This is a genomic window from Phenylobacterium aquaticum, from assembly GCF_022695515.1.
In the GTDB taxonomy this organism is placed as follows: domain Bacteria; phylum Pseudomonadota; class Alphaproteobacteria; order Caulobacterales; family Caulobacteraceae; genus Phenylobacterium; species Phenylobacterium aquaticum.
The window spans coordinates 47,992-72,442 of sequence record NZ_JALDPT010000030.1 but is presented as its reverse complement, the minus strand read 5'-3'; the positions used below and the strand labels follow the sequence as shown (position 1 = coordinate 72,442).

21 protein-coding genes and 4 pseudogenes are annotated in these 24,451 nt (G+C 70.3%); 15 read left to right on the top strand and 10 right to left on the bottom strand.

Annotation, left to right across the window (positions count from 1 at the left end):
* Positions 1–220: 220 nt before the first annotated feature.
* The 3 genes from MQH10_RS19545 to MQH10_RS19535 are packed head-to-tail and all read right to left on the bottom strand — an operon-like array spanning position 221 to position 1,667.
* Positions 221–970 (bottom strand): SDR family oxidoreductase, encoded by a 750-nt coding sequence (locus MQH10_RS19545; RefSeq protein ID WP_242565665.1) that lies wholly within the window; start codon positions 968–970, stop codon positions 221–223.
* Between the two features lie 26 nt (positions 971–996).
* Positions 997–1,233 (bottom strand): hypothetical protein, encoded by a 237-nt coding sequence (locus MQH10_RS19540; RefSeq protein WP_242565664.1) that lies wholly within the window; start codon positions 1,231–1,233, stop codon positions 997–999.
* The gene (locus MQH10_RS19535; protein ID WP_242565663.1) at positions 1,230–1,667 is read right to left on the bottom strand and encodes a MarR family winged helix-turn-helix transcriptional regulator; all 438 of its coding nucleotides are present in this window, start codon (positions 1,665–1,667) and stop codon (positions 1,230–1,232) included. The genes MQH10_RS19540 and MQH10_RS19535 overlap by 4 nt, the downstream gene beginning before the upstream one ends.
* On the opposite strand from MQH10_RS19535, the pseudogene thiD reads away from it, so the two are divergent.
* Together thiD and MQH10_RS19525 are read left to right on the top strand one after the other, a co-directional pair.
* Positions 1,614–2,556: pseudogene (gene thiD, locus MQH10_RS19530) on the top strand (bifunctional hydroxymethylpyrimidine kinase/phosphomethylpyrimidine kinase). The gene MQH10_RS19535 and the pseudogene thiD overlap by 54 nt on opposite strands.
* On the top strand, positions 2,553–3,122 hold the full coding sequence (locus MQH10_RS19525) for a nucleotidyltransferase family protein (protein ID WP_242565662.1): 570 nt from the start codon (positions 2,553–2,555) through the stop codon (positions 3,120–3,122). The pseudogene thiD and the gene MQH10_RS19525 overlap by 4 nt, the downstream one beginning before the upstream one ends.
* A 68-nt stretch (positions 3,123–3,190) precedes the next feature.
* Here the strand turns inward: MQH10_RS19525 and MQH10_RS19520 are convergent, their stop codons facing one another.
* The 3 genes from MQH10_RS19520 to MQH10_RS19510 all read right to left on the bottom strand — a co-directional run bounded on the left by MQH10_RS19520 (position 3,191) and on the right by MQH10_RS19510 (position 6,061).
* Positions 3,191–3,529 carry a hypothetical protein gene (locus MQH10_RS19520; RefSeq protein WP_242565661.1) on the bottom strand — a complete coding sequence of 113 codons (339 nt, stop codon included), beginning with the start codon at positions 3,527–3,529 and terminating at the stop codon, positions 3,191–3,193.
* 120 nt (positions 3,530–3,649) lie between these two features.
* Positions 3,650–4,057 carry a hypothetical protein gene (locus MQH10_RS19515; protein ID WP_242565660.1) on the bottom strand — a complete coding sequence of 136 codons (408 nt, stop codon included), beginning with the start codon at positions 4,055–4,057 and terminating at the stop codon, positions 3,650–3,652.
* 114 nt (positions 4,058–4,171) lie between these two features.
* Entirely contained in the window at positions 4,172–6,061 is a 1,890-nt protein-coding gene (locus MQH10_RS19510; protein WP_242565659.1) for an ATP-binding protein, read from the bottom strand.
* 238 nt (positions 6,062–6,299) lie between these two features.
* Here MQH10_RS19510 and MQH10_RS19505 point away from each other — a divergent pair, with 238 nt between their 5' ends.
* Positions 6,300–6,635: a hypothetical protein gene (locus MQH10_RS19505; protein WP_242565658.1), complete on the top strand. Its 336-nt coding sequence runs from the start codon at positions 6,300–6,302 to the stop codon at positions 6,633–6,635.
* 230 nt (positions 6,636–6,865) lie between these two features.
* On the top strand, positions 6,866–7,141 hold the full coding sequence (locus MQH10_RS19500; protein WP_242565657.1) for a hypothetical protein: 276 nt from the start codon (positions 6,866–6,868) through the stop codon (positions 7,139–7,141).
* Between the two features lie 10 nt (positions 7,142–7,151).
* Here MQH10_RS19500 and MQH10_RS19495 read toward each other — a convergent pair whose 3' ends face one another.
* Positions 7,152–8,045: a DMT family transporter gene (locus tag MQH10_RS19495; protein ID WP_242565656.1), complete on the bottom strand. Its 894-nt coding sequence runs from the start codon at positions 8,043–8,045 to the stop codon at positions 7,152–7,154.
* Between the two features lie 182 nt (positions 8,046–8,227).
* Here MQH10_RS19495 and MQH10_RS19490 point away from each other — a divergent pair, with 182 nt between their 5' ends.
* The 11 genes and pseudogenes from MQH10_RS19490 (at position 8,228) to MQH10_RS19440 (ending at position 21,891) form a co-directional block, all read left to right on the top strand.
* Positions 8,228–9,412 (top strand): phosphoserine transaminase, encoded by a 1,185-nt coding sequence (locus MQH10_RS19490; protein WP_419720793.1) that lies wholly within the window; start codon positions 8,228–8,230, stop codon positions 9,410–9,412.
* Positions 9,413–9,537: 125 nt separating this feature from the next.
* On the top strand, positions 9,538–11,112 hold the full coding sequence (gene serA, locus MQH10_RS19485; RefSeq protein WP_242565654.1) for a phosphoglycerate dehydrogenase: 1,575 nt from the start codon (positions 9,538–9,540) through the stop codon (positions 11,110–11,112).
* Positions 11,113–11,308: 196 nt separating this feature from the next.
* Positions 11,309–12,814: a flavin-containing monooxygenase gene (locus MQH10_RS19480; RefSeq protein ID WP_242565653.1), complete on the top strand. Its 1,506-nt coding sequence runs from the start codon at positions 11,309–11,311 to the stop codon at positions 12,812–12,814.
* Positions 12,815–12,959: 145 nt separating this feature from the next.
* Entirely contained in the window at positions 12,960–13,751 is a 792-nt protein-coding gene (locus MQH10_RS19475; RefSeq protein ID WP_242565652.1) for an ImuA family protein, read from the top strand.
* Positions 13,669–15,195: a Y-family DNA polymerase gene (locus MQH10_RS19470; protein ID WP_242565651.1), complete on the top strand. Its 1,527-nt coding sequence runs from the start codon at positions 13,669–13,671 to the stop codon at positions 15,193–15,195. Before MQH10_RS19475 ends, MQH10_RS19470 begins: the two co-directional genes overlap by 83 nt.
* 27 nt (positions 15,196–15,222) lie before the next feature.
* Positions 15,223–15,627 carry a VOC family protein gene (locus MQH10_RS19465; RefSeq protein WP_242565650.1) on the top strand — a complete coding sequence of 135 codons (405 nt, stop codon included), beginning with the start codon at positions 15,223–15,225 and terminating at the stop codon, positions 15,625–15,627.
* On the top strand, positions 15,628–18,825 hold the full coding sequence (locus tag MQH10_RS19460) for an error-prone DNA polymerase (RefSeq protein WP_242565649.1): 3,198 nt from the start codon (positions 15,628–15,630) through the stop codon (positions 18,823–18,825).
* Positions 18,826–18,883: 58 nt separating this feature from the next.
* Positions 18,884–19,818: pseudogene (locus tag MQH10_RS19455) on the top strand (carboxylesterase family protein); the annotation flags it as partial.
* A gap of 9 nt (positions 19,819–19,827) precedes the next feature.
* Entirely contained in the window at positions 19,828–20,403 is a 576-nt protein-coding gene (locus MQH10_RS19450) for a carboxylesterase family protein (RefSeq protein ID WP_336605135.1), read from the top strand.
* A 56-nt stretch (positions 20,404–20,459) separates the two neighbouring features.
* Positions 20,460–21,284, top strand: coding sequence for a non-homologous end joining protein Ku (gene ku / locus MQH10_RS19445; RefSeq protein WP_242565648.1), 825 nt, complete (start codon positions 20,460–20,462; stop codon positions 21,282–21,284).
* 31 nt (positions 21,285–21,315) lie between these two features.
* Positions 21,316–21,891: a hypothetical protein gene (locus MQH10_RS19440; RefSeq protein ID WP_242565667.1), complete on the top strand. Its 576-nt coding sequence runs from the start codon at positions 21,316–21,318 to the stop codon at positions 21,889–21,891.
* Positions 21,892–22,014: 123 nt separating this feature from the next.
* Here MQH10_RS19440 and ligD read toward each other — a convergent pair.
* The 3 genes and pseudogenes from ligD to MQH10_RS19430 form a co-directional block, all read right to left on the bottom strand.
* Positions 22,015–22,740 (bottom strand): annotated as a pseudogene (gene ligD / locus MQH10_RS19435) (non-homologous end-joining DNA ligase); the annotation flags it as partial.
* A pseudogene (locus MQH10_RS27145) lies at positions 22,671–23,092 on the bottom strand (ATP dependent DNA ligase). The pseudogenes ligD and MQH10_RS27145, both read right to left, overlap by 70 nt.
* A 50-nt stretch (positions 23,093–23,142) precedes the next feature.
* Entirely contained in the window at positions 23,143–24,396 is a 1,254-nt protein-coding gene (locus MQH10_RS19430; protein WP_242565647.1) for a DNA polymerase ligase N-terminal domain-containing protein, read from the bottom strand.
* Positions 24,397–24,451: the final 55 nt, after the last annotated feature.

Genomic DNA, 24,451 nt, shown 5'->3' with positions numbered 1-24,451 from the left:
GGCCGCGGGCGGGGTCGCCGGCGGGGCGGTTGCGGTCTGGGCCAGGGCCGGCGCCGCGATCAGGCCGGCGAGCGCCGCACCAAGGAAGAGTTTAGAACGCATGAGGTCTCCTGTTTGCGCATGAGGCCTCCCCCGAAGCGTTCGATAGTCCGGGGTGTTTGGGGCCCGGGCGCGACCCCGCAGGGGCCGAAACAGGGCGATTGGTCGAGCTTCCTCCGGCTCAGCCGCGGCCGATGAACGGCATCTTGGTGGCCATCACGGTCATGAACTGGACATTGGCCTCCAGGGGCAGTCCGGCCATGAACACCACCGCGTCGGCGACGGCCTGGACGTCCATCACCGGCTCGGCGGCCAGGGTCCCGTCCGCCTGGGGCACGCCCTGGCTCATGCGCTGGGTCATTTCGGTCGCGGCGTTGCCGATGTCGATCTGGCCGCAGGCGATGTCGTGGACGCGACCGTCGAGGGACAGCGAGCGGGTCAGGCCGGTGATCGCATGCTTGGTCGCGGTGTAGGCGGCCGATCGGGGCCGGGGCGCGTGCGCCGAAATCGAGCCATTGTTGATGATCCGCCCGCCCTTGGGATCCTGGGCTTTCATGATGCGGAACGCGGCCTGGGCGCAGAGAAAGGCGCCGGTCAGGTTGACGTCCACGACCCGGCGCCAGGCGGCGATGTCCAGGTCCTCGAACGGGACGGGCGGGGCGCCGGTCCCGGCGTTGTTGAACACCATGTCCAGCCGGCCGAACCGCGCCTTCACGGTCTCGAAGGCCTGGGCCACCTGGGCGGGATCGGCGACATCGGCCGGGATCGGGATCATCCGGCCGGGGTCGAGCTCGGCGGTGGCGGCGAGCGCGTCGGCGCGCCGACCGACCAGGGCCACATGCCAGCCGGCCCGGGCGAGCGCCTGGGCGCTGGCCCGTCCGATGCCGGAGCCCGCGCCGGTGACGAGGGCGATCTTGTCTGTTCCGCTCATGGGCGGAACCTAGCAGGCCGGGGGATTCAGGCCAGCCCGGCCTTGACCCTCGGATGGTCCTTCCAGGCCGGCAGGGTGGCCATATAGGCGAGCGTCGCGGCCTCGGCGGCGGCCCGCTCGCCGCCGCGCTCGCGCAGCTGCCAGTCGACCATGCGGCCAAAGCGGGTGTCGAAGTCCTGCAGGGCGCCGGTCTCGTCGACGCAATAGGCGCAATAGCGCCCGGTCTCGATCGGCATGCCGCAGCTTTCGCAAGAGTGGGTCATGGGGTCTGTTCCTTCAAAAGGGTGTTGAGGCGGTCCATCAGGCGGGTGAGGTCGGCGCGTTCGTCTGCGGTCAGGCCCTCGGCGGCGCGGGCCAGGCGAGGTTCGTCGAGCACCTGCAGGGCCTCGGCGAGATCCTCCCGACCGCCGGGCGTCAGCCAGATCAGGGCGCGGCGCGCGTCGGCCGGATCGGGTTCGCGGGCCAGCAGGGCCTTGGCGACCAGATGCTCGACCATCTCGCTGGTGGTCGATTGCGCCCGGCCCATGTGGCGGGCGAGCTCGGTCAGGCTCATCGGCCCGGCCTCCGCCAGATGCAGCAGGAAGGCGGTGGTCTCGGCGGTCATCCGGTCGCGCTTGTCCCGCACCCGGCGCACGGCGCGCAGATAGAGGTCGCGATAGGCCAGCTCGAACCGGCGGGCGAAGGCGTCAGTGTCCATGGCCGCCATGCTGAAGGCGGTGGAAAGCTTCGTAAATCCCGATGCATTTCGCCCGCGGGCGGGCTATCGGCGGTCATGACCGCTTTCCCAGCCTCCTATCTCGGGCGGGTCCTGATCCTCGCCGGTTCGGATTCCGGCGGCGGGGCGGGGATCCAGGCCGACATCAAGACGGTCACCGCGCTCGGTGGCTATGCGGCCACCGCGATCACGGCGGTGACGGTGCAGAACACGCTGGGGGTCACCGGCGTCCATCCGATCCCGGTCGAGATCGTCGAGGCCCAGGCCCGCGCCGTGCTCGACGACATCGGCGCCGACGCGGTCAAGACCGGCATGCTGGGCGATGTCGCCATGGTCGAGGCCGTGGCCCGCATCCTGGACACGACCGCGGCGCCAGCGGTGATCGACCCGGTCATGGTGGCCAAGGGCGGCGCCTCACTGCTCGATGCAGGCGCGATCGGCGCGGTCCGGGACCTGATGATCCCCCGCGCGGCCCTGCTCACCCCCAACGCGCCGGAGGCCGCCGCCCTGACCGGGCTTGTGGTCGAGACCACGGACGACCTGCGCCGGGCCGGCGAGGCCCTGCTGCGGCTGGGCGCGCGGGCGGTGCTGATGAAGGGCGGCCACGTGCGGCGAGACGGTGGTCGATGTGCTGATGACGGCCGAGGGCGAGACCAGTTTCGAGGGCGAGCGGATCGACACCCGCCACACCCACGGCACGGGCTGCACGCTGGCGTCGGCCTGCGCCGCCGGCCTGGCCCAGGGGCTCGGCCTGGAGGCCGCCGTCGCCCGCGCCTGGGCCTATGTGGGTGAGGCCATGCGCCAGGCGCCCGGTTTCGGGGCGGGCCATGGTCCGCTCGACCATGGCTGGCCGCTGAGGGGCCGGGCATGACCCTGGAGCGTCGTCTCGAAGACATTCTGCGCGCCGCGCCCAGCCTGATGCAGGTGATGGAGACCGCGCGCGACCTGGACCTGCCCGACTGGCTGATCTTTTCCGGGGCGATCTATCAGCGGGCCCTGAACCACCTGACCGGTCGCGATCCCGACTATGGGATCAAGGACTACGACCTCGGCTATCACGACGCCGCCGACATTTCCTACGAGGCCGAGGATGAGGTCATCCGCCGGGTCGCGGCCGCCTTCGATCCGCCGCTGCGCGACATGGTCGAGGTGCGCAACCAGGCCCGGGTGCATGTGTGGTTCGAGGGCAAGTTCGGCGAGGCCTATGCGCCCCTCGCCTCCAGCGCCGAGGCCCTGACGCGGTTCACCAGCCCGACCTTCGGGGTCGGCGCGCGGCTGGAGGCGGACGGGCGCATGACCATCGTCGCGCCCTTCGGCCTGGAGGACATTTTCGAGCTGAAGCTGAGGCCCAATCCGTTGCGCAAGACCACGGGCTTTCTGCGCACCGCCCAGGCGGCCCAGGCCAGATGGCCCGAGCTCACCATCCTGGAGGCCTGACCCGGGGCTGAAAAGGCGATGGCGGGAGCGCTCAGGACCGCGCCCCCGCCTCGCCCCTGGCCGGCGGACTAGCGGCGGTAGCCGTAGCCGTCGCCGTAGCGGTCATAGTCGTGGCTTTCGGCCCGGATGCGCATCGACAGATGGTCGAAGCGGCGGTCCAGGTCGGCGCGCTCCCAGCCGGACATGCCGTCCTGGCGATAGCGCCAGGCCAGCCGCTGGATCTGGCGCTGCTCGGCGCGCAGCTCGCGGGCCTCGCGCCAGGTCAGGCGGCCGCTCCGCACGCCGTCTTCGATCCGGGCGTCGAGCATCGCCTGGCGCTCGTCCGGGCGGGCCCAGCCCTGGGCGCTGGCGGCGCCCGCGGACAGGGCCAGGGCGGCGGTGGCGGCGATGAGGGTCAGGGTCTTCATGGTCATTACTCCTTGGCGTCCCATGCCCTTCAAAACGATCTGACCGGGCTTGGGTTCTGGCGAGCTCCATGAAAAACGCCCCCGCGCCGGGGCGCGGGGGCGTCTGTGGCCGTCTAGGGCCTAGTGGCGCCAGCCGCCGCGGTCGCCGTAGCCATAGCCGTATTCATTGTCGTGGCGCTCGAAGCGAAGGCGCGCCGACACGGCGTCGAAACGACGGTCGAGGTCGGCCTGCTCCCATCGGGTGACCACGCCGTCGGCGCGGTAGCGATAGGCCATGCGCTCGGCGAAGCGGAGCTGATCGCGCAGGGACCGGGCCTCGCGCCAGCTCAGCTGGCCGCTGCGCACGCCGGCGTCGATGCGGGCTTCCAGATTGTCGCCGCGCATGATCGGACGCGGGCCGCCCATGTCGTGTCCATAGCCGCCGTTATAGGCGGGGGCCGGGCCGCGATCCCAGGACTGGGCGGCGGCGGGGGACACGGCGGCGGCCAGAGCGGTGGCCGCAACGAGCGAGAGCAGAACCTTTTTCATCTCGATCTCCTTGGATCTCTGAGCCGTCCGGGTGGACGACGTTGAGCGGAGATTGCGGCCGGCCGCCTGAAGCTGACCTGAGGCGTTCGTTGTCTAAGGTTCAGGTTTCCGCGGTCAGGCCGCGGCGGTGGCGGCCGGCGCCTGGGCCGCCTCGGTCAGGGCCCGGCTGATGGCCTCATAGAGCTTGGCGATCTCGATGGGCTTGGCGACGTGGCCGTCCATGCCGGCGGCCAGATATTCCTGCACCTGATGGGACAGGGCGTTGGCGGTGAGCGCCACGATGGGCGTGCGCCGGCGGCCGGTCTCGCGCTCGGCGGCGCGGATGGCGCGGGCGGAATCGATGCCGTCCATCACCGGCATCTGGATGTCCATCAGGATCAGGTCATAGGCGCCGTCGCGCCAGGCCTCCAGGGCCGCCCGCCCGTCGGGCACGATGTCGACCTCCAGGCCCAGAGAGCCCATGACGGCGGCCAGCACCTGCTGGTTGGTCGGGTTGTCCTCGGCCGCCAGGAGACGCAGGGCGCCCTCCGGCGCCTCGTCCTCTTCCACCGCGGCCGGGGCGGCGACGGCGGCGATCTCGCCGCGTTCCAGGGGCAGCTCGATCCGGAAGGTCGAGCCGTGGCCCTCCTGGCTCTCGACCTGGATCGTCCCGCCCATCATCTGGGTGAGCTCGCGGCAGATGGCCAGGCCAAGCCCGGTGCCGCCAAAGCGGCGGGTGGCGGAATTGTCGGCCTGCACGAACTTCTCGAACAGGTGCAGCTGCTTCTCGGCCGGGATGCCCACCCCGGTGTCGCGCACCGTCAGGCGCAGGCCGTCGGTCTCGGGCGCGGCGTCGAACACGGCGCTGACCGCGCCGACCTGAGTGAACTTCACGGCGTTGGACAACAGGTTGCCCACCACCTGGCGCAGGCGGTCGGCGTCGCCGCGCCAGGCGCCCAGGGCGGCGTCGGTGAACTGGACCTGGAAGTCGAGGCCCTTCTGTTCGGCCAGGATGCGGAAGCTGTCGGCGGTCGGACCGAGCGCGGACTGGAGGTCGAAGTCGTCGACCAGCAGGGTCAGCTTGCCGGCCTCGATCTTGGACAGGTCGAGCACGTCATTGAGCACGGCCAGCAGCAGGCTGCCGGACTGGCGGATGACGTCCAGGCGGTCACGCTGCACCGGGGCCAGCTCGCCCATGGACATGACCTCGGCCATGGCCAGCACCCCGTTGAGCGGGGTGCGGATCTCGTGGCTCATATTGGCCAGGAACTGGGACTTCAGCACATTGGCGGCGTTGGCCGCGTCGCGGGCCTCGGTCAGGTCGACCAGGCTGGCCTTCAGGGCGCGGTCGCGCTCGCCCAGCCGGCAGAGCAGGTGATTGAAGCTGTCGGTCAGGCTGCGGAACAGGGCGTCCTGGGCCTGGACGGTGACCGGCTGGAACTCGCCGCCGGCGGCCACCTCGTGCATGGCCTCCGACAAGCGCTGAACCGGCGAGATGATCCGATGCGCCAGGCCGCGTCCCAGGAACAGGGCCACGCCGACGCCCGCGAAGAACAGGGCGCCGGTGAGCGCGATGAACTGGGGCAGCATGGCGTTGAAGCTGGGCGCCTGGGCGCTGAGCACCAGTTCCCCCACCCGGATGCCCTTGAGGGTCACTTCCGTATGGATGACGTCGAGCTCGCGGGGCGGATCGCCCGGGCGGCGATAGGCGGTCAGCACCCGGCCGTTGGCGTCGATCAGCCGCGCGTCCGTGACCCGGTGGGCCTTGGCGAGGGCGGCCAGCGCCGGGGCGGCGGCCTGGGCGTCATGGGCGGCCAGATCGCCGGCGACGGCGGCGGCGGTGATCTCGGCCAGCGCCACCTGGGCGGAATGGCTCTGCTCGCGCGCGACGGCCCACTGCTGCAGCATGAAGGTCGCGCAGGCGGCCGCGAGCACGACCAGCGCGGTGATCAGGGCGGCGCCCGCCACGCGAGCATGAAACGAGGCCGTATGCGGCGCGGCGGTCGTTCTGAGCTGTTGGGTCATGGCGCTCAAATTCCAGACGATGAGGGGATTTAGCCCAATACTCCTAACGCTTCGCTTCCACGGATCGCGTGTCAGGGGAACATGACTCGCCTCCAAGGCGAAGCTGCGTCATGCGCGCCACACGCAACTTGTGGGCGCAGATGTCGCGGTTAATGAAAGCTTAAGAGGCTAGACCGGTCTTAACCTCTGGTTTACCTTTTCACCCGTGAGTTCATTCACAGGTGGAGGGGTTTTCCCGATGGAAAAGGCGTTTGTTGCGCAACGCGTGGCGACCAAGCTGTTCGCGACCGAAGCGGCGGTGGATCAGGCGATGGTCGAGGCGACCGAGCTGATGGCCGATCTTCTGAAGGCCCGTAAGGATGTGAACGCCCCGATGGTGTTCGCCGACGACGTTCAAGTGAAGCTGATGGACGCCATCCGCGCCCTCAGCGAAGCCCGCTCGGCCATGGTCGGCGTGCACGGCCAACTCGGCGAAGCCAAGCTCCGCCTCGGCATCCGCACCAAGATGGTCGGCGAACTGGAAAAGTTCCTGCTGAAGGCGCCGCAGACCACCACGATGCGCGACGTCGGCTGAAGCCGGATCGCCAAAGCCCGAATTGGGTTGCAATAGTTTAACTGGTTTGGCGCCCCTAATGCGAGTTAGGGGCGCTTTCCATGACCGGCTGGTATCTTCATCATTTCCTCCTCCTGTGCATCGCGGGCGCAGCTATCTTCGCGTGGCTGAAAGGGGGGTGGGCTGAACGTTTCGGGGCGACCAGCAATTTGGCCTTGGCCTTGGTGGTTTTCGTCCTCCAACGAAGTGTGGTGGCCGACGGCCTCGCGCCGGTCCTATTGGCGCTTGATGGCCTGCTCGGCCTGATCTTCCTGGGCCTGGCGATCCGCTTCACCAGCCTGTGGCTGGGCGGCGCCATGCTGCTGCAGGGCGTCCAGTTCTCCCTTCACGCCTTCTATTACGTGACCGGCCGGGAGTTCGACCTGCTGTTCAAGGTCGTCAACAACCTGGTCAGCTGGGGCGTGCTGGCGGTCATCCTGGCCGGGACGGTCGCGACCTGGCGCGGCATCGGCCGCCGCGAAATCTAGGCCGCGAGATCTAGGCCGGGGACTTCGCCCGCGGCTGCAGGGTCGCCAGCCCCACCCCGCCAAGGATCAGGGCGAGCGCCAGGAAGGCGGTCCAGCTGGGCCGCTCGTCCAGGAACAGCATCCCCACCCCGGTGGCCCACAGGGGCGCCACATAGACCGCCATCGAGGTGAACAGGGTCCCGCGCCGCTGGATCAGATAGACCCAGCCGATGGTGGCCAGGGCGGTCGGGAAGGTCCCGTGCAGCACCACGGCGAGCGCCGCGCCGAACGGCGGCCAGCTCAGGGGCGCGCGGGCGGCAACCGCGATGATCGTCGCGAACACGGCGCCCGCCAGGCACATCATCCAGGCCCCCACGGCCGGCGACAGGGCCGGTGTCTGCTTGGTCAGGATGTTTGAGACCGCATAGAGCGCCGCCGCCGCCAGGGCCATCAAGAGGCCCGAGGCCTCCAGGCTCAGGCCGCCGGCGAGCTTGGGACCCACCAGCACCAGCAGGCCGGCGAACCCCAGTCCGACACCTACGCTCTTGCGGGCGTTCATCTGTTCGCCCGGGACCAGCAGGTGGGCCATGACCGCCGTGAAGATCGGGGTCGCGCCGTTGCACATGGAGTTGAGCGCCGAGGGGATCCGTTCCGCGGCCAGGGCGAAGAGGGCGAAGGGCGCCGCCATGCCGACCAGGCCATTGACCAGATAGAAGCGCCAGGCCCCATGGCTGTGGTGCGGCAGGGCCTCGCGCCGGATCACCAGCACCAGGCCGAGAACGGCCACCGCGACCCACAGCCGGATCGCCGTGCTCCACACGGGCGCGATGTGGGCCACGGCGATTTTCAAGAGCGCGAAGGCCGAGCCCCAGGTGACCACCAGGGCGGCGAGGACGAGCCAGTCTGTCGGGCGGGGGCGGGTCATGGCGGTCCAGGAATGGGCGGGCTCCAAAGGCAGAACCACGCCGCGCCCGCGCCGCCAACCCCGCATGAGGTGCGCCTGCGATCAAATCGCCCGTCGAAAAGTTTCACTTGCGTCCGGGGCGAATCCGGCGTTTTTCGCCGGCGGGCCACGCCCCCCCAACGGGGCGCTGCTCATCTGTAAGGATGGGAGACATCGCTATGACGACCTTGCCGACGCCGGCCATGCGCCCGGCGCGCCCCGAATTTTCCTCCGGCCCCTGCGCCAAGCGCCCCGGATGGAACCCCCAGGTTCTCCAGAACGCCGTCCTCGGCCGCTCGCACCGCTCCAAGCTGGGCAAGGCGCGCATCCAGGAAGCGATCACCCGCACCCGCGAGGTGCTGGAGGTGCCGGACGACTTCCTGATCGGCATCACCCCCGGCTCCGACACCGGCGCCGTGGAGATGGCCCTGTGGTCGATGCTCGGCCCCAAGCCGATCCAGATGCTGGCCTTCGAGAGCTTCGGCAAGGACTGGGTCACCGACGTGGTGAAGCAGCTGAAGCTTCCGGCGGAAGTGCTCGACGCGCCCTACGGCCAGCTGCCCGACCTGACCAAGGTCCGCCCCGACGCCGACCTGATCTTCACCTGGAACGGCACCACCTCCGGCGTCCGCGTCCCCAACGCCGATTTCATCTCCGCCGACCGCGAGGGGATCGTGATCTGCGACGCCACCTCGGCGGCCTTCGCCCAGGATCTCGACTGGGCCAAGCTCGATGTGGTGACCTTCTCCTGGCAGAAGGCGCTCGGCGGCGAGGCCGCGCACGGCGTGCTGATCCTGTCGCCCCGCGCCGTCGCCCGGCTGGAGAGCTACACCCCGGCCTGGCCGATGCCGAAGCTGTTCCGCATGACCAAGTCCGGCAAGGTCAGCCTCGATATCTTCGAGGGCGCCACCATCAACACCCCCTCCATGCTCTGCGTGGAAGACGCGGTGGACGCCCTGAAGTGGGCCGCCGGCATCGGCGGTCTGGCCGAGATGCAGCGCCGCGCCGACGCCAATCTGGCGGTGCTGGCCGAGTGGGTCGAAAAGACCCCCTGGGTCGAGTTCCTGGCCGCCGATCCGGCCTGCCGCTCCAACACCTCGGTGTGCCTGAAGGTGGTCGACGCCCGCGTCACCGGCCTCTCCGACGACGCCCAGGCCGACTTCGCCAAGAAGCTGGCCGCGGCGCTGGAGAAGGAGGGCGTGGCCCTCGACGTCGGCGGCTATCGCGACGCCCCTCCCGGCCTGCGGATCTGGTGCGGCGCCACGGTCGAGACCTCGGACCTCGAGGCCCTGACCCCCTGGCTCGACTGGGCCTTCGCCACCACCGCCGCGTCGCTTCAGGCGGCCTGACGCCCTTGGCCCTCCCCCCTTGCGGGGGAGGGTTGGGAGGGGGGTGAAACACCGCCTCTCCCCGCTTGCACCCCCACCCCAACCCCTCCCCGCAAGGGGGAGGGGCTTATGAGCGGAACTCACCCATGCCCCGCGTACTCATCGCTGACAAACTGTCCCCCGCCGCCATCGACATCTTCAAGCAGCGCGGCGTCGACGCCGACGTGAAGACCGGCCTGTCCAAGGACGAGCTGCTCAAGATCATCGGCGACTATGACGGCCTGGCCGTCCGCTCGGCCACCAAGGCCGACAAGGACGTGCTCGCCGCCGCCACCAACCTCAAGGTCATCGGCCGCGCCGGCATCGGCGTGGACAATGTCGACATCCCCGCCGCGACCTCCAAGGGGATCGTGGTGATGAACACCCCGTTCGGCAATTCGATCACCACCGCCGAGCACGCCATCGCCATGATGTTCGCGCTCGCCCGCCAGCTGCCCGCGGCGGACGTCTCCACCCAGGCCGGCAAGTGGGAGAAGAACCGCTTCATGGGCGTGGAGCTCTACGCCAAGACGCTGGGCCTGATCGGCGCTGGCAATATCGGCTCCATCGTCGCCGACCGCGCCAACGGCCTGAAGATGAAGGTCGTGGCCTATGACCCCTTCCTGTCGGCCGAGCGCGCCGTGGAGATCGGGGTCGAGAAGGTCGAGCTGGAGGACCTTCTGGCCCGCGCCGACATCATCACCCTGCACACCCCGCTGACCGACAAGACCCGCAACATCCTGTCGGCCGAGAACCTGGCCAAGACCAAGAAGGGCGTGCTGATCATCAACTGCGCTCGCGGCGGGCTGGTGGACGAAGCCGCCCTGCGCAAGGGCCTGGACGACGGTCACATCGGCGGCGCGGCCTTCGACGTGTTCGTGGAAGAGCCGGCCAAGGCGAACGTGCTGTTCGGGGCCGAGAACTTCATCGCCACGCCGCACCTCGGCGCCTCCACCGTCGAGGCCCAGGAGAACGTGGCCCTGCAGGTCGCCGAGCAGATGAGCGACTATCTGCTCACCGGCGCGGTCACCAATGCGCTGAACAGCCCCTCGGTCACCGCCGACGAGGCGCCCAAGCTGAAGCCCTTCGTGGCGCTCGCCGAGCGCCTCGGCGCCTTCGCCGGCCAGATGGTCGACGTCGAGGTCAAGGCCATCGACATCGCCTATGAGGGCGAGGTCGCCAAGCTGAACACCCGCCCGCTCACCGCCGCGGCGCTCGCCGGCGTCATGCGGCCCATGCTGGCGGAGATCAACATGGTCTCGGCCCCGGCCGTGGCCAAGGAGCGCGGCATCACCGTCTCCGAGTCCAAGCAGGACGACAGCCCGATCTATGAAAGCCTGGTGCGGATCACTGTCACCACCGCCATGGGCAAGCGCAGCTTCGCCGGCTCGGTCATGGCCGGCACCCCGCGCATCATCGAGGTCAAGGGCATGGACCTGGACGCCCCGTTCGGGACGGTCATGCTCTATGTGAACAACCTCGATAAGCCCGGCTTCATCGGCTCGCTCGGCGCTCTGCTGGCCGACGCCCAGGTCAATATCGCCACCTTCAACCTGGGCCGCGTCTCGGCCGGCGAGGACGCCATCGCCCTGGTCGGCGTCGACCAGGACCCGTCCGACGCCCTGGTCGCCAAGATCCGCGCCCTGCCGCACGTCAAGGAAGCGCGCACCCTGCGCTTCTGATCGAACCCGCCTCTCCGGCGCTGTCAGCCCCGTCGCTCCTCCCGGAGCGGCGGGGTTTTCGTTTGCGCGGGCGGCGTACGCGGCGGCTTGCGTTTCGCCGATAAGTGATCAATGTTTACTTATCTTGATTTCGATCAAGGAAGGCCGAACGCGGGGCCTCAAAACTTCGCGACGAGGAAAAAACCAGGAAGCCGCCATGAGCACCGAGACCCAAGTTCGCGAGCCCAAGAGCTCGTCCGCCAAGACCGAGCACTTCGACGTCCTGATCGTGGGGGCGGGCATTTCCGGGGTGGGCGGCGCCTATCACCTGCAGACCCAGTGCCCGGACAAGAGCTTCGTGATCCTGGAGCAGCTGGACGGCTTCGGCGGCACCTGGTGGTCGCACCGCTATCCCGGCATCCGGTCGGACTCGGACCTCTACACCTTCGGCTACCGCTTCAAGCCCTGGACCAGCGCCCCGATCGCCTCGGCCGAGGAGATCCTGAAGTACATGGGCGAGGTGATCGAAGAGAACGATCTGAAGCGCCACATCCGCTACAACCACACCATCACCCACGCCGAATGGTCGTCCAAGGACAACCTCTGGACCATCGAGGCGGTCCGCAAGGACACCGGCGAGACCCTGCGCTTCACCTGCAACTTCCTGTGGATGTGCCAGGGCTATTACCGCCAGAACCAGGGCTACACCCCGGAATGGCCGGGCATGTCCGACTACAAGGGCAAGATCGTCCACCCGCAGGAATGGCCGGAAGACCTGGACTACAAGGGCAAGAAGGTCGTGTGCATCGGCTCCGGCGCCACGGCGGCGACGGTGGTGCCGGCCATCGCCCACGACGTGGCCCACGTCACCCTGGTCCAGCGTTCGCCGACCTTCTTCGTGCCCGGCCGCAACGCCGACGAACTGGCCGACACCCTGCGCCTGCTGCAGATCGACGAGACCTGGATCCATGAGATCGTGCGGCGCAAGCGTCTCTACGACCAGGACCTGTTCACCCGCCGGGCCGTCGCGGAGCCGGACGTGGTCAAGGAGGAGCTGCTGGCCGGGGTCCGCGCCTTCCTGCCGGAGGACGTGGTCCAGAAGCACTTCATGCCCAAGTACCGCCCCTGGCAGCAGCGCATCGCCTTCGTGCCGGACGGCGACCTGTTTCAGGGCGTCATCGCCGGCAAGGCCTCGGTGGTCACCGGCGAGATCGAGCGCTTCACCGAGAAGGGCCTGAAGATGAAGTCGGGCGAGGAGATCGAGGCCGACATCATCCTCACCGCCACCGGCTTCAATCTGAACGCCTTCGGCGACATCGATTTCGTGGTCGACGGCAAGCCGGTCGCGGCCTCGGACACGGTGACCTATCGCGGCATGATGTTCACCGGCATCCCCAACATGATCTGGGTGATGGGCTATTTCCGGGCGAGCTGGACCCTGCGCGCCGACCTGATCGGCGACTTCGTCTGCCGCCTGCTCAAGCACATGGACGAGAAGGGTGCCCATAAGATCGAGGTGGTCATGGGCCCCGAGGAGGAGAAGCTCGAGCGCCTGCCCTGGATCGACCCGGACAACTTCAACCCCGGCTATCTCGCCCGCGGCATGCACCTGATGCCCAAGCGCCTGCCCAAGTGGGAGTGGCAGCACACCCAGGACTACTGGCGCGAAAAGGACGAGTTCCCGCTGATCAATCTCGACGGCGGGGAATTCAAGTACAGCTGAGGCCCATGGCCTGACCGACATGAGGGCGGCGCTCGGCGCCGCCCTTTTTGTTGTCCCCGTGTTCCCTCAATCCGCCGCACCCCCGACCCGTTGACTCTTTCGCGCCCGCGACTAGAACAAAAGTGGAACAACGGAGCTCGAAGACATGTCCGGTTTTCGCGATGGCGCGCTCACCGCGCTCAAGGCGAAGATCGCCGCCCTGGAGGCGGGCGGACGGGGGGACTCTGCCGCCCTGTCCCTGGGCGATCCCGGGCTGGACGCCTGTTTTCCCCACGCCGCCGGCCTGCCGCTCGGCCAGTGGCACGAGATCGGCGGGGAGGGGATGGAGGTCGAGACCGCCGCCGCCCCGGCCGCCTTCGCCGCCCTGCTGGCCGCGCCCTTGGCCGCCCGTGGCGAGGCGGTGTGGATCCTGCGCCGCGACGACCTGTTCGCCCCGGGCCTTGTGGGGCTGGGCTTTCCCGCCGAGCGGCTGATCCAGGTCTGCGCCCGCGACGAGGCCGATGCGCTGGCCGTGGCCGAGGACGCGCTCGCGACCATCGGGGTCTCCGCCGTCTTCGTCGAGGCCGAGGCGGTGGACCTGACGGCCGGCCGGCGGCTGCAGCTGGCCTGCGAGAAGCGCGGGGCGACCGGCTTCGTCATCCGCCGGCGACCCTTCGGCGGGGCCGGGACGAAGGCCGCCACGGGCTCGGCCGCCGCCACCCGCTGGCGGGTCTCGGGCGCCGCCAGCCAGCCCGGCCCCGGCGAATTCGGCCTTGGGCCGCCCCGCTGGACCGCGACCCTGGAACGCTGCCGGGGCGGGCGCCCCGGCGCCTGGCTGTTCGAGGCGAGCGCCGCCTATGCTTACGAGGGACATGATGGGACGCATCCTCTGCGCCTGGTCGCCGAACTGGGCGATCGCCAACTGGCGCCGTCGACACCCCTCCGCCGCGCCGGGTGAGGCCCCCCTCGCCCTGATCGAGAAAGCCCGCGGCGCACGGCGGCTGGCGGCGGTGGACGCGGTCGCCCACGGCCTGGGGCTGCGGGTGGGCCAGAAGGCGACCGACGCCATGGCCCTGGTCCCGGAACTGGTCCCCGCCGAGGCCGAGCCGGAGGCCGACGCCCAGGCCCTGTCGGCCCTGGTCGACTGGTGCGTGCGCTTCTCCCCCGCCGTGGCCGCCGATCCGCCGGACGGACTGATGCTGGACATCGCGGGCGTCTCGCACCTGTGGGGCGGGGAGGCTGAGCTGATGGCCGATTTCCGCGCCCGCCTCGCGGCCAATGGCCTGCCCTTCCGCCTGGCCCTGGCCGACACCCCCGGCGCGGCCTGGGCTCTGGCCCATTACGGCGTGGACGGCGTCATCGCCCCGCTGGGCGGCCAGGGGGAGCTGATCGCGCCCCTGCCGCCGGCCGCCCTGCGGCTGGAGCCGGAGACCGCCGCCCAGATCGCCCGCCTGGGTCTGACCCGGATCGGCCAATTGATGGAGCTCCCCCGCGCCCCGCTCGCCAAGCGGTTCGGGGCCCAGACCCTGGAGCGCCTGGACCAGGCGCTCGGCCGCGGTCGCGAGGCCCTGACCTTCCGCCGCCCGCCATCCCCCTGGATCGCGCGCCTGGCCTTCGCCGAGCCGATCAGCACCCCGGACGACATGGCCCGGGTCAGCCAGGACGTCGCCGTCCGGCTCTGCGCGCGGCTGGAGCGGGAGGGCAAGGGGGCCCGGCGCTTCGAGATCGCCTTCCACCGCCTGGACGGCAAGGCCCTGACGCTCGCCATCGGCCTGTCGCTCGCCGGCCGCGACCCGGCCCGTATCGCCAAGCTGTTCCAACCCCGGCTCGAGACCCTGGACCCCGGCTTCGGGATCGAGGTGGTGACCCTGGTCGCCGATCGGGTGGAGACCACCACGGCCCGCCAGGTCCGGCTCGACAGCCTGGCCGACGCCGCGGTGGAGGACGGCCTGGCCCCCCTGGTCGACCGGCTGATCAATCGCCTGGGCGAGGGGCGGGTCTGGAAGAGCGGCCCCCGCGAAAGCCATGTGCCGGAACAGTCGGCTGTTTCCGGCCCGCCGCTCAAGGCCGTGGCGCCCCGCGCCTGGGACCCCGAGCGGCCCAGGCCCTTGCGCCTGTTCCGCCGCCCCGAGCCGGTGGACTCGGTCATGGCCCCGGTGCCAGACGACCCGCCGGTGCAGTTCCGCTGGCGCAACCGCCTGATCCGCGTCCGCCGCGCCGAGGGGCCCGAGCGCATCGCCGAGGAATGGTGGACCGGCCCGATCGAGGCGGCCGCCAGCAGCCATGTGCGCGACTATTACCGGGTCGAGGACGAGGCCGGGACCCGCTTCTGGCTGTTCCGCGCCGGCCTCTACGAAACCGGCGTTCCGGCCCGGTGGTGGCTGCACGGGCTGTTCGGATAGCCCTTTGACATCAAGGAGACGCAAAGCATGAAGCCGAAGATCAGCCTGATCACCCTGGGCGTGGCCGATATCCCCCGCGCGGTGGCCTTCTATCGCGACGGCCTGGGCTTCCCGACCCACAACTATACGCCGGGCGAGGACATGGTGATGCTCCAGCTGGAGGGCTCCTGGCTGGGTCTCTTTCCGCGCGCGGAGCTGGCCAAGGACGCCGGCGTGCCGGACGGTCCTGTCGGGTTCTCCGGGGTCGCCCTGGCGCACAATGTGGCCTCCAAGGCCGACGCCGATGCGGTGTTCGCCCAGGCCGTGGCCGCGGGGGCTACGCCCGTCAAGCCGATGCAGGACGCCTTCTGGGGCGGCTATTCCGGTTATTTCGCCGACCCGGACGGGCATCTCTGGGAAGTCTGCTGGAACCCCTTCACGGACCTGACCTAGGTGACCCGCTACGCCGAGCTCCAGGCCGCCAGCAATTTCTCTTTCCTGCGCGGCGCCTCCCATCCCTGGGAGCTGGTCATGACCGCCCAGGCGCTGGGCCTGGAGGCGGTGGGGATCTGCGACCGCAATTCGCTGGCCGGGGTGGTGCGGGCCTGGAGCGAAATGAACAAGCAGCGGGAGGGCGGGGCCAGGATCCGGGCGCTGACCGGCTGCCGGCTGGACTTCGCCGACGGGACGCCGAGCCTGCTGTGCTACCCTACCGACCGGGAGGCCTATGGCCGCCTGACCCGGCTGCTCAGCGCCGGCCAATTGCGGGCCGAGAAGGGCGAATGCGAGCTCTTCTGGGAGGACTATCTGCAGTGGTCGGAGGGGCAGCTCACCCTCGCCGTGGCGCCGGACCGCCTGGACGAGGCCTTCGAGACCCGGCTTGGGCGGATGGCCGGGGCGCTGGGCGGCGATCTCTGGCTGGCCGCCGCGCGCGGCTACGGCGCCCGCGACCTGCAGAGGCTGTCTCGGCTGGCGGCGATCGCCCAGCGGGCGGGGGCGCCCATGGTCGCCACCAATGATGTGCTCTACCACGGCCCCGAGCGGCGGCTCCTGCAGGACGTGCTGACCTGCATCCGCGAGGGCTGCGCCATCCCCGACGCCGGCCTGAGGCTGGAGGCCAACGCCGAGCGCCATCTCAAGACGCCGGAGGAAATGGCCCGGCTGTTCCACCGGTTCCCCGGCGCGGTCGAGCGCAGCGTCGAGATCGCCGAGCGCATCGGCTTCGACCTCTCGCAGCTGAAATACGAATATCCCGACGAGCCGGTGCCGCCGGGCAAGAGCGCCATGCAGCACCTGCGCGACCTGACCTGGGCCGGGGCCGCCTGGCGCTATCCGGACGGGGTGCGGGACAAGGAGCGCAAGACCCTCGAACACGAGCTCGCCCTGATCGAGAAGCTGGATTTCCCGAACTATTTCCTCACCGTCCACGACATCGTCCGCTGGGCGCGGGACCAGGAGATCCTCTGCCAGGGCCGGGGCTCGGCGGCCAATTCCTGCGTCTGCTTCTGCCTGGGCATCACCTCGGTCGATCCCACCAAGAAGGACCAGGACCTGCTGTTCTCGCGCTTCATCTCAGAGAACCGGGGCGAGCCGCCGGACATCGACGTCGATTTCGAGCACGAGCGGCGCGAGGAGGTGATGCAGTACGTCTATCGCCGCTATGGCCGGCACAAGGCGGCCATCGTCGCCACGGTCATCCACTACCGGCCGCGCATGGCGATCCGCCAGGTGGGCCAGGCGCTCGGCCTGACCGAGGATGTCACCGCGGCGCTCTCGGGCACGGTCTGGGGCAGCTGGGGCGACGGCGTGCCCGACGAGCACATCCGCCAGACCGGCATCGATCCCACCAATCCGGAGATCCGCCGGGCCGTGACCCTGGCCACGGAGCTGCTGGGCTTCCCGCGGCATCTCTCCCAGCACGTCGGCGGCTATGTGCTGACCAAGCGCCGGCTGGACGAGACCGTGCCGATCGGCAACGCCGCCATGGCCGACCGCACCTTCATCGAGTGGGACAAGGACGACATCGACGCGCTCGGCCTGATGAAGGTCGACATCCTGGCGCTGGGCATGCTGACGGCCCTGAAGCGCGCCTTCGAGATGGTCCCGCCCCGGCCCGACGGGCGGCGGCTGAAGGACATCGCCGACATCCCCCAGGAGGTCCCCGGCGTCTATGACATGCTGTGCAAGGCCGACTCGGTGGGCGTGTTCCAGGTCGAGAGCCGGGCCCAGATGTCGATGCTGCCCAGGCTCAAGCCGCGCAAGTTCTACGACCTGGTGATCGAGGTGGCGATCGTCCGCCCGGGCCCGATCCAGGGCGACATGGTCCATCCCTATCTGAAGCGCCGCGACGGGACCGAGCCGGTCAGCTACCCTTCGCCCGCCCCGCCCTGGCCGGCGGACGAGCTGCGCGCCATCCTGGAAAAGACCATGGGCGTGCCCCTGTTCCAGGAACAGGCCATGCGCATCGCCATCGAGGGCGCCGAGTTCACCCCCGACCAGGCCGACGGCCTGCGCCGCGCCATGGCCACCTTCCGCAACTATGGCCACCTGGAGGACTATGAGGAGCTGTTCGTCAGCGGCATGACCCGAAAGGGCTATGACCTCGGCTTCGCCCAGGCCTGCTTCAACCAGATCAAGGGCTTCGGCTCCTACGGCTTTCCCGAGAGCCACGCGATCAGCTTCGCTCTGCTGGTCTATGCCTCAGCCTGGGTGAAGTGGCGCTGGCCCGACGCCTTCTGCGCGGCCCTGCTCAACAGCCAGCCCATGGGCTTCTACCAGCCGGCCCAGCTGGTCCGCGACGCCCGCGAGCACGGGGTCGAGGTGCGCCCCCCCGATGTCGCGGCCTCCGGCTGGGACTGCGGCCTGGAGCCGGTGGAGGGCAAACGCCTGCGGGCCGTCCGCCTGGGGCTCGGCCAGATCAAGGGGCTGAAGCGCGAGGACGCCGAGCTCTTGGTCCGCCTGCGCGAGGAGGGGGTGCTGACCGTCGAGGACCTGGCCCGCCACCTGCCGCGCCGGGCCCTGGAGCTGCTGGCCGAAGCCGACGCCTTCGCCGGGATCGGACTGGATCGTCGCCAGGCCCTGTGGGCGGTGAAGGGCCTCGTTGGTGAGACGCGGGTGGAGACCGAGGCGCCCCTGCTGGCCGCCATGGGCCGCCGCGAGGCCCAGGTCGAGCTGCCCCAGATGAGCCTGCCCCTGCAGGTGACCGAGGACTACCGCACCACCCGGCTGTCCCTGAAGGCCCACCCCTGCAGCTTCTTCCGCGCCGAACTGGAGGCGCTGGCCTGCGTGCCGGCCGCGGCCTTCAGGACCCTGCGCGACGGCCGGCGCACCTCGGTCGGCGGGCTGGTGCTGGTGCGGCAAAGGCCCGGCACCGCCAAGGGGGTGGTGTTCATGACCCTGGAGGACGAGACAGGGGTCGCCAATATCGTGGTCTGGCGCGACGTGTTCGAGGCCCACCGCCGGCTGGTGATGAGCGCCTCGGTGCTGGCGGTGCACGGCCAGCTGCAGCGGGAGGGCGAGGTGATCCACCTGGTGGCCAAGAGCTTCACCGATCTCTCCCACCTGACCGCCGGCCTGAAGGCCGAGGCGCCGGGCGCCCCCACCCGCACCGGCCGCGCCGGACGGTTGCAGGCCAGCCGCGATTTCCACTGAGGCTTGACCCCGCCGGCCGCCGCGCCAAGTCTTCGCCAACACGTTCCGGGAGGACCCGATGATCCGCAGGCTCGCCGCTTCCGTCCTCGCCGTCCTGGCGCTGGCCGCCGCCCCGGCCCTGGCCGACCCGGTCCGGGTCAAGGTCGAGAGCGGAACGCTGGAAGGCGTCCAGGCCAATGGCGTCGCGGCCTTCCGCGCCATCCCCTTCGCCGCTCCGCCGGTCGGTCCCCTGCGCTGGGCGCCGCCCGCCCGGCCGCTCGCCTGGAGCGGCGTGCGGCCCGCGGACAAGGCCGGCCCCTCCTGCGTCCAGCCGATGAACCCCGACGGCAGCCCCAATGGCGGCGGGGCCAATGGCCCGATGAGCGAGGACTGCCTGCAGCTGAATGTCTTCGCGCCGGCCGCGCCAAGAAGGCCCCGGTCATGGTGTGGATCCACGGCGGCTCGCACCGGGTGGGCGCCGGCTGGGTCTATGACGGCTCCAACTTCGCCCGCGACGGGGTGGTGCTGGTGGCGATCAATTACCGCCTGGGGCCGCTCGGCTATTTCGCCCATCCGGCCCTGATCAAGGCCGCCAAGCCCGGCGAGCCGGTCGGCAATTACGGGCTGATGGACCAGATCGCCGCCCTGCAATGGGTGAAGCGCAACATCGCCGCCTTCGGGGGCGACCCGGCCAATGTCACCCTGTTCGGCGAGAGCGCCGGGGGCATGAGCACTCTGGCCCTGCTGGCGACGCCATCGGCCAACGGCCTCTATACGCGCGCCATCGTGGAATCCGGCGGCGGCTGGTTCCCACCGGGCGGGCTGACCGCCCAGGCCGATGCGGGGGCGGCGGCCACCCGCGCCATGGGCCTGCCCGAGGACGTGACCGCCCAGGCCCTGCGCGCCATCCCCGCCGAGGACCTGGTCGCCAAGCTGCCCGGCTCGGACTACGGCCCCTTCACGGACGGGGTGCTGATGACCCGCACCGCCACCCAGGCCTTCGCCGGGGGGCAGGCCAATGACGTGCCCCTGATCATCGGCTCCAATTCCGGCGAGGACTCGCTGCTGGGCTTCAAGCCCCTGCCGGATCCCGCCGCCGCGCTCGCCCGCATTCCGGCCTTCGTCCAGGCGCCCTATGCCGACCAGCCCGGGGACGAGGCCAAGCTGCGCGCCATGTTCACCGACCGCTATATGGGCGCGCCCGCCCGCTGGGTGGCGGCCAGGGCCGCGGGCGGCCAGCCGGCCTGGCTCTACCACTTCTCCTATGTCGGCTCGCGCTACCGGCCGGCGGTGACCCGCGCCTTCCACGCCGCCGAGATCCAGTACGTGTTCGAATACTGGGGCCGGCGCACCCCGATGAGCCTGGTCTCCGACGAGGACAAGGCCATGGCGACCCTGATGCATTCCTGCTGGGTGGCCTTCGCCAAGACCGGCCAGCCGACCTGCGCCTCGGGCCCGGCCTGGCCCGCCTATGACCCCAAGACCGACCAGCTCATGGAGTTCGGCAACGGCAACGGCGTACGGACTCACTTCCTGAAGCCGCGTCTGGACATCCAGGATGCCGTGGGCCTGCGCGACATGGGTCTGCCCGGACAATAGGGCCGAACCCCCGGTCGCGCGGCGCGTTCCGGACTGGCAACGTCCCGGAGTCCGTCATGGTCAGTCGCCCCACCTGGCAAGGTCAGCTGCGCCTCTCGCTGGTCAGTTGTCCCGTCACCCTCAGCACGGCGACCTCCCACGGCGGGGAGGTGCGCTTCAACATGCTGCACAAGGAGACCCACAACCGCATCCGGATGGTCCCCACCGATCCGGACAAGGGGCCCGTCGACCGCGCCGACATCGTCAAGGGCTACGAGATCGAGAAGGACCGCTACGTCGTCGTCACCGACGACGAGATCGACAATGTGCGGCTGGAGACCACCCGCACCATCGACATCGAGCGTTTCGTCGACGAGGCCGAGATCGACCGCATCTATTGGGACCAGCCCTATTATCTGGCGCCCGACGGTGACCTGGCCGCGGAGGCCTTCACGGTGATCCGCGAGGCCATGGCCACGGCCGGCAAGGTGGCGCTCGCCCGGCTGGTCATGCACCAGCGCGAGCGGCTCATGGCGCTGGAGCCGCGCGACCGCGGCATCCTGGCCTACACCCTGCGCAGCCACGACGAGGTGCGCGATGACGCCGAGGTGTTCGCCGCCATTCCCAAGACCCGGCCGCCCGCCGACATGGTGCGCATCGCCGCCCAGATCATCGACCAGAAGGCCGGCCCCTTCGATCCCGCCCAGTTCACCGACCGATACGAGGACGCCCTGCGGGCCCTGATCGCCGAGAAGGAGAAGGGCCACGGCCGCAAGGTCACGGCGCCCGAGCCGCGCCAGGCCGAGGTGGTCGACCTGATGGAGGCCCTGAAGCGCAGCCTGGGCGGCAAGGCGAAATCCGCGCCGGCCGCAAAGTCGACGGCCCGGCGCAAGCGGGCCTGATTCCGGCTCGACGGCTCGCCGGCGGCGCCGCATGCTGAAGCTCCCGCTGGAGCCGCTGCGCATGTTGAACCTGGAGCTGATCAGCCGTCGCCTGGGCCAGTATGGCGTGGTCTGGCTGACCGCCTTCATGGCGGTGCTGGCAGCCGGGCTGATCGCCGCCTTCGGTTTCCATGTCGCCTTCGTGAAGGCCGCCGATCTGCTGCTGGCGATCGCCTTCCCGATCCTCGGCCTCGGGCTCGGGGGCTTCGTGATCCTGACGCTCACGGCCCGGGAGAGCTGGCTCACCAAGACCGTGCTCTGCGTGCTGGCCCTGCTGCTGGCCCTGCCGCTCCTGTGGTCGCCGGTGCTGGCGGTGGTCGGCGGCGCCTGGGCGACCCAGGTCTCGATCGAATATTCCGAGGTCTATGCCGGCTTCCGCATCCTGGTCGGCCGGCTGCTCTACGCCCTGACCGAGCAGGTGTTCGGCAGCCCCCTGGTCGATGCGGCCTGGAACTTCATGCAGGGCTTTGCGGGCCTGGTCGGCTTCGTCTCGGCCGTCGCCCACACCCTGCACGTCATCCGCAGGCTTTCGAACGAGCCGAACCCGGCCGCCTCGCCGTCGAACTGAGCGGCCGCTCCCCGTCGCCATAGTCGGCCCAGGCCTCGGTCCGGGCCAGCAGGGCCGGCACGGTGCGCACGTGAACCGGGCCGGATCCAGCCCCGCCTTCACCTGGCCCCAGGTCAGCGGCATGGAGACGCCGGCCCCGGGCCTGGCCCGGGGCGACAGGGGCGCGACCGCGGTCGCCAGCCGGTCATTGCGCAGATAGTCCAGGAAGATGCGCCCCTCGCGCAGCTTCTTGGCCATCTTGGTCAAGTAGAGCTCGGGATGGTCGGCGGCCATCTCCTCGCAGAGCCGGCGGGCGAAGGCCTTGGCCGTGTCCCAGTCCAGCCGCCCGGCCGCCAGCGGGGTCACCACATGCAGGCCCTTGCCGCCGGTGGTCTTGCAGAAGGCGACAAGGCCATGGGCCTCCAGGCGGTCGCGAACCTCCCGCGCGCCGGCGACCACAGCGTCGAACGCCACCCCCGGCCCGGGGTCGAGGTCGAACACCAGCCGGCCAGGGATCTCGGGCTGGCCGGGGCGGCAGTTCCAGGGGTGCAGCTCGATCCCGCCGATCTGGGCCAGGGCGGCCAGGGCCTCGATCCGGTCGATCTGCAGATAGGGCTTGGCGTCGCCCTCGATCTTGACCTGTTCGAACAGCACCGAGGCGCCGGGGCCGGCGTGCCGCTGGAAAAACCGCTCGCCCTCGATCCCGTCGGGGACCCGCAGGATCGAACAGGGCCGGCCCTGGATATGGGGCAGCATCCAGGCGCCCACGGCCTCGAAATAGCGCGCCAGGTCCAGCTTGGTCACCGGGGCGGGATCGTCCGCCGAGTTGGGCCACAGGGCCTTGTCCGGATGGGAGAGGCGCACGCCCATGACCACGGGATCGGCCTTCGACCCTGCGCCCGGCCGCGGCTCGGCGAGCGGCGTGGAGGCGGCCGGCGCCGCGCCTCGGCTTCCACCTCCGTGGCGGGCTTGTCGGCCCTGAGCCCCTTGAAGGCCGCCTGGCGCAGCAGGCCCGATCCGGTGAAGCCGCGATATTCGATCTCGGCCACCAGCTCGGGGCGGATCCAGGTGACGTCGGCGCCTCGGGCCGGGGCCCCGTCCCGGAGAAGGGGCTCGCCTTGGCCGTGGCCGCCCTCAGCCTGGGCAGCAGGCGCGCGGCGGCGTCGCGCCCGAAACCGGTTCCGACCCGGCCCAGATAGATCAGCTTGCCGTCCCGATGCACCCCGACCAGCAGGGAGCGCAGGGTGGTCTCGTCGCCGCTCCAGCCGCCGATCACCACCTCATGGCCCGCGCGGCACTTGGCCTTGGTCCAGGTGTCGCCCGGCCGGAGCGATAGGGCGCGTCGAGGCGCTTGGACACGATGCCCTCCAGGGACAGGCGACAGGCCGATTCCAGCAGCGCCTGGGCGGAGGTCTCGAAGTGCTCCACATAGCGCAGCCGGGGATCGTCCAGATTCTGAAGCAGGATCTTCAGCGCCGCCTTGCGCTCGCTCAAGGGCTTGGCCCTCAGGTCCTCGCCCTTCAGGCTGAGCAGGTCGAAGGCGAACAGCACCAGGTCGGCGGTCTTCTCTTCCGACAGGGCGGCCTGCAGGGCCGCGAAGTCGGGCGACCCGTCGGCGTCCAGCGCCACCGCCTCGCCGTCCAGCACCACGTCGGGTAGGCGGGCGGCCGCCTTGGCGATCTCCGGAAAGCGCGCGCTCCAGTCCAGCCCCTTGCGGGTGAGCAGCCGCGCCGCGCCGTCCCGGACCACGGCCTGCAGCCGATAGCCGTCGAACTTCACCTCGTGCGCCCAGCCGGGGCCGGCGGGCGGGCGATCGACCAGCTTGCAAAGCTGGGGTTCGACGAAGCCCAGGCTCGCTCGGGCGCCTTTGGGGGGCGTCTTCCGGCCCGCCGCCGGCCGCGCCTTGGTCGACCAGACCGCGTCGGCGGCGGCCGTGCGGGCGGTCATGAAGGGCTTCGGCGGCGCGCCCTCGCCCGCGGCGATGGCCGCCATCTTCCGGCCCGAGGCCACGGAGGCGGTGTTGTCGGCGATGACCGCCTCGCCGTCGCCGGGCCTCGCCCAGTCGTCGCGATGCTTGATCAGCAGCCAGTTGTTGCGTTTCGCGCCCGGCTTGTCCGGCTTCATGCGCACCAGGACGAAGCCGCCGCGCAGCCGCTCGCCCTCCAGCACGATCTTCAGGTCGCCCTTGGTCAGGCCTTCGTGCGGGTCGGTCCCCGGCTCCGGCGTCCAATAGCCGCGGTCCCACAAGAGGACCGAGCCGCCGCCATATTCACCGGCCGGGATCACGCCCTCGAAGTCGCCATAGTCGAGGGGATGGTCCTCGACCTCGACCGCCAGCCTACGCTCGGCGGGGTCCAGAGAAGGGCCCCGCGTCACCGCCCACGACTTGAAAACCCCGTCCAGCTCCAGCCGAAAGTCGTAGTGCAGGCGGGTCGCCGCATGCTTCTGGATGACGAAGCGCAGACGCTTCGACGCCCGGGTCTTCGCCCGACCTTGCGGTTCCGCGGTCCGGGAGAAGTCCCTCATCGACCGATAGCGGGCGAGCTTGTTCGCCATAGGCGGTGATCCCTTCGGGTCTCGA

Coding starts and splice junctions, on each gene's coding strand:
- MQH10_RS19545 (WP_242565665.1), bottom strand. CDS start 970: ATGAGCGGAACAGACAAGATCGCCCTCGTCACCGGCGCGGGCTCCGGC.
- MQH10_RS19540 (WP_242565664.1), bottom strand. CDS start 1,233: ATGACCCACTCTTGCGAAAGCTGCGGCATGCCGATCGAGACCGGGCGC.
- MQH10_RS19535 (WP_242565663.1), bottom strand. CDS start 1,667: ATGGACACTGACGCCTTCGCCCGCCGGTTCGAGCTGGCCTATCGCGAC.
- MQH10_RS19525 (WP_242565662.1), top strand. CDS start 2,553: ATGACCCTGGAGCGTCGTCTCGAAGACATTCTGCGCGCCGCGCCCAGC.
- MQH10_RS19520 (WP_242565661.1), bottom strand. CDS start 3,529: ATGAAGACCCTGACCCTCATCGCCGCCACCGCCGCCCTGGCCCTGTCC.
- MQH10_RS19515 (WP_242565660.1), bottom strand. CDS start 4,057: ATGAAAAAGGTTCTGCTCTCGCTCGTTGCGGCCACCGCTCTGGCCGCC.
- MQH10_RS19510 (WP_242565659.1), bottom strand. CDS start 6,061: ATGACCCAACAGCTCAGAACGACCGCCGCGCCGCATACGGCCTCGTTT.
- MQH10_RS19505 (WP_242565658.1), top strand. CDS start 6,300: ATGGAAAAGGCGTTTGTTGCGCAACGCGTGGCGACCAAGCTGTTCGCG.
- MQH10_RS19495 (WP_242565656.1), bottom strand. CDS start 8,045: ATGACCCGCCCCCGCCCGACAGACTGGCTCGTCCTCGCCGCCCTGGTG.
- MQH10_RS19490 (WP_419720793.1), top strand. CDS start 8,228: ATGGGAGACATCGCTATGACGACCTTGCCGACGCCGGCCATGCGCCCG.
- serA (WP_242565654.1), top strand. CDS start 9,538: ATGCCCCGCGTACTCATCGCTGACAAACTGTCCCCCGCCGCCATCGAC.
- MQH10_RS19480 (WP_242565653.1), top strand. CDS start 11,309: ATGAGCACCGAGACCCAAGTTCGCGAGCCCAAGAGCTCGTCCGCCAAG.
- MQH10_RS19475 (WP_242565652.1), top strand. CDS start 12,960: ATGTCCGGTTTTCGCGATGGCGCGCTCACCGCGCTCAAGGCGAAGATC.
- MQH10_RS19470 (WP_242565651.1), top strand. CDS start 13,669: ATGGGACGCATCCTCTGCGCCTGGTCGCCGAACTGGGCGATCGCCAAC.
- MQH10_RS19465 (WP_242565650.1), top strand. CDS start 15,223: ATGAAGCCGAAGATCAGCCTGATCACCCTGGGCGTGGCCGATATCCCC.
- ku (WP_242565648.1), top strand. CDS start 20,460: ATGGTCAGTCGCCCCACCTGGCAAGGTCAGCTGCGCCTCTCGCTGGTC.
- MQH10_RS19440 (WP_242565667.1), top strand. CDS start 21,316: ATGCTGAAGCTCCCGCTGGAGCCGCTGCGCATGTTGAACCTGGAGCTG.
- MQH10_RS19430 (WP_242565647.1), bottom strand. CDS start 24,396: ATGAGGGACTTCTCCCGGACCGCGGAACCGCAAGGTCGGGCGAAGACC.